The 3,722-nt window shown below is 67.7% G+C and carries 4 protein-coding genes; 3 read left to right on the forward strand and 1 reads right to left on the reverse strand.

The annotated features are described in order from the left end of the window. Nucleotides 1-47: 47 nt before the first annotated feature. Nucleotides 48-680 carry an NAD-dependent epimerase/dehydratase family protein gene (locus QMX78_RS20635; RefSeq protein WP_282273161.1) on the reverse strand — a complete coding sequence of 211 codons (633 nt, stop codon included), beginning with the start codon at nt 678-680 and terminating at the stop codon, nt 48-50. Between the two features lie 118 nt (nt 681-798). On the opposite strand from QMX78_RS20635, the gene QMX78_RS20640 reads away from it, so the two are divergent. The 3 genes from QMX78_RS20640 to QMX78_RS20650 are packed head-to-tail and all read left to right on the forward strand — an operon-like array spanning nt 799 to nt 3,599. Beyond that, complete coding sequence (locus QMX78_RS20640; RefSeq protein WP_282273163.1) at nt 799-2,340, forward strand: GGDEF domain-containing protein; 1,542 nt, start codon at nt 799-801, stop codon at nt 2,338-2,340. A gap of 55 nt (nt 2,341-2,395) precedes the next feature. Next, entirely contained in the window at nt 2,396-2,932 is a 537-nt protein-coding gene (locus QMX78_RS20645) for a sigma-70 family RNA polymerase sigma factor (RefSeq protein WP_282273165.1), read from the forward strand. 4 nt (nt 2,933-2,936) lie between these two features. After that, nucleotides 2,937-3,599, forward strand: a complete 663-nt coding sequence (locus QMX78_RS20650) for a hypothetical protein (RefSeq protein WP_282273169.1) — start codon at nt 2,937-2,939, stop codon at nt 3,597-3,599. Nucleotides 3,600-3,722: the final 123 nt, after the last annotated feature.

Here is a 3,722-nt window from a genome sequence, read left to right on the forward strand (position 1 = left end):
TTCGCGGCTTACGCCGCTCCCACAAACCAAGCACGCTCAACTAGAACTCACACCAACTCCGCCGACCCAACCACCCGCACGCCCGGCTGCGGGTCCAATACCGCCTGCACCAAGGCGTCGGCAATCCGCGTGGCCGGATTGATCCGCCATGCCCGCGGCAGCACCGGCGCCAGCGCCCCCAGCACCACGCTGGCCAGATGCTCGCCGGCACGCCGCTCGGCGCGGTCGCCACCAATCAGGCCCGGGCGCACCAAGGTCAATGAAGCAAACCCCAGCGCGCGAAGATCCTGCTCCAGCTCGCCCTTGACCCGGCTATAGAACACCAGCGAACGCGGATTGGCACCGGCCGCCGAATTCAGCGCAAACACCTCGCAGCCGTTGGCCCGTACCGCCTGCGCGATCGCCAAGGGATAGCCATGGTCGATCTGCCGGAAGGCCTCGCGCGAGCCGGCCTGCTTCATCGTCGAGCCCAGTGCACAGACCACCGCATCCACCTGCCAGCCCGGTGCCACCGCCGCCAACCCAGCGAAATCCAGCACTGGATTGAGCAGCCTGGGGTCGGTGCGCGCCAGCGCGCGCCGGGTCGGCGCCACCACGCCACTGCAGCGTGGGTCGGACAGCAGGCGCTGCAATACCTGCGCCCCGACCAGCCCGGTCGCGCCAGCCAGCAATACCCGCATGATGTGCTCCTGTGATCGGCTGCCATTCAAGCCGGCTGCTACCTTGCCGATAATGGGGCTTGGACACCACCTCCGGTTGCGCACAGGCGCCGCCGCAACCCGCCCGGACCCCTGCGCAATGGCCGACAGCCCCGACGACTCCTCCGCTTCCCGCAGCAGCGGGCTGGGCCGCATCCTGTCCCGGCGCACCGCGCCACAGGCGGCTGCAGCGGTCGAGGTCGTGGCCAACGGGAACGGTGGCATGGCGATGCTGCAGCGCCTTTTCATTGGCGCCAACGCACCGGAACCGGTGTTGGCGGCCTTCGCCCAGGGCATGTGCACCCTGCCCGGTGAACTCGGCGACATGGGCCAGCGCCTGCACAGCGCACACGCCGAACAGGACTGGGAGCGCTACGGCCGCCTGCTGCGGCAGTTGATCGACAAGTACATCCGCACCGTCGAGTTGGAAGCCTCCCACACCAGCAACAGCCAGGCCGAACAGCTGCGCGACATGCTGCGCGACACCCTCGGTGCCGTGCTGGCCAGCCTGATGCAGCAGTCGCCCGAGCTCGAACAGCAGGCCCAGCGCATGGGCGAGGAACTGCGCACCTGGCGCAGCGGCCAACCCTTGCAGCCGGTGGCCATCCATCTGCGCGAGCTCTGCCACCAGGTCGGCGTGCGCAGCAGCAGCCTGCAGGAACAGCGCGACCTGCTGCTCAACCTGTTCGACATGCTGCTGGAGAACATCTCCGAACTGCTCGATGGCGACAGCTGGCTGCAGGGCCAGATCCGCTCGATCCGGCAGCTGTTGGCCGGGCCACTGGACGCCAACTCGCTGGAGCAGACCCGCAACGATCTGCGCGAGGTGATCTACCGGCAAGGGCTGCTGCGCGAAGGCATCGATCAATCCAAGCAGGCGATGAAGGACCTGATGGTGGACTTCGTCGAGCAAGTGGACGGGATGGTCACCGAGACCGGCGAATTCCACGATCGCATCGCCAGCTATTCCATTGCAGTACGCCAGACCCGCAGCATCTCTGACCTGACCCAGCTGCTGCAGGACGTGCTGCAGGACACCGCCCGGGTACAGGCACAGGCCGCACGCGCGCGCGATCATCTGGCCAATGCCCGCGCCGAGGCCAAGGCCGCCGAGCAGCGCGTGCAGCAGCTGGAACGTGAGCTGGAAGAAGCCGGCAGCCAGCTGCGTACCGACCCGCTGACCGGCGCCCTGAACCGCCGCGGCCTGGAGCAGCAACTCAGCGAGTTGCTGGCCGACCCCAGCACGCCATTGAGCCTGGCCATGATCGACCTGGACCACTTCGGCCAGACCAATGCCCAGCACGGCCACGCCGGCGGCGACCAGGCCCTGCGTCACCTGGTGGCGGTGACCCAGCAACGCCTGCGCGGCCGCGACTGCATCGCCCGCCTCGGCGGCGACGAATTCGTGCTGGTACTGCCCGGGCTCAGCCGCGCCGCTGCACTGGAAACCCTGCAGCAACTGCAGCAGCAGCTGGCGCAGCGCCCGTTCCTGCATGAAGAACAGCGCGTGCAGGTCCGTTTCAGCGCCGGCGTCGCCCAGGCCCAGCCCGGCGAGCCCCTGCAGGCGCTGCTGCAGCGCGCCGACCAGGCCCTGTATGCGGCCAAGCGCGTAGGCCGCAACCAGGTTCTGCCCGCCGCCTGAGCGGCAATCTGCTCACAGCTGTGATATTTGCTGCGCTGGTGCGAATCACCCGGGCATGGACATCACCGCGACCACCCCCATCGCCGAGCTGCAACAGCGCTTTGCCCAGTTGCTGGCCCAGCACCAGGGCATAGTGCTCAAGGTCGCACGTGGCTATTGCGCGCAGCGCGACGACCGCAGCGACCTGATCCAGGAAATCAGCACCCAGGCCTGGCGCGCCTTCCCGGCCTTTGATCCGCAACGGGCGCAGTTCAGCACCTGGCTGTACCGCATCGCCTTGAACACCGCCATCTCGCAGCTGCGCAGCCGTGAGCTGCGCCGCCAATACCACAGCGACGCGGCGCTGGAAGAAGACATGGCCAGCATCGCCGACAACGCCGAGGACAACGCCAGCCTGGCCCAGCTCAACCAGCTGATACATCGCTTGCCGGCACTGGATCGCGCCTTGCTGTTGCTGCACCTGGACGACTGCAGCCACCGTGAAATAGGCGATGTGCTGGGCATCAGCGCCAGCAACGCCGCCACCCGCCTGCACCGGCTGCGCCAGCAACTGCGCAGCCAGTTCGCCCCCACCGACACCACGCGAGGCTGACCTCATGGAACTCGACGAACTCAAGGCCGCCTGGGCACAACAGGCGCAACGTATCGACCAGCTGGAAGTGCTGGCCCTGCAGGCATGGCAGCAGCCGCGCCAGGCCAGCGTGCGGCGCCGCCTGCGCTGGTTCAGTGGCCTGCAACTGGCTTGGCTGCTGGTATGGATCGTGGTGACCGTGCTGGCGGCCAGCTTCTGGGTGGAGCACCGTCAGATGCCGCATCTGCTGCTGAGCGGGCTGGTCGTGCATATCTACGGCATCGCCGCGATCTGGGTATCGGTGACCCGCGCCCTGCTTGCCGTCCATGTGGACATGGCATCGGCACCGGTGTTGATCCAGCAGCAACGGCTGGCGCGGCTGCGCCGCTTCACCGCGCTCAGCGAGCTGGGCCTGGGCCTGCCGTGGTTCTGCCTGTGGCTGCTGGCGCTGCAATGCCTGTGCGTGCAGTGGCTGGGACTGGACCTGTACGCGATGGCACCTGCGTGGTTCCTCGGCAGCTTGGGCTTTGGCGTGGTGGTGATGCTAGGCAGCATCGCGGCCGCACGCTGGGCGATGCGGCGACTGCCCGCCAACCATCGGCTACAGCGGCTGCTGGACAGCCTGTCCGGGCAATCGCTGTCCCGCGCGCAGCAGCAGTTGCGGGAGTTGCAGCAGGGCCTGCAGTGAACTGCAGCGGTGTTGCTGTTTTGTGGGAGCGGCGTCAGCCGCGAAGCAGGCAATCCATCAGATGCCTGTCATGCAGGCACCATTGCTGATGCCTGAAGCATTCCCTGCTTCGCGGCTGACGCC

Origin of the sequence: Stenotrophomonas sp. PS02298 (assembly GCF_029959445.1) — a bacterium.
Lineage (GTDB): Bacteria > Pseudomonadota > Gammaproteobacteria > Xanthomonadales > Xanthomonadaceae > Stenotrophomonas.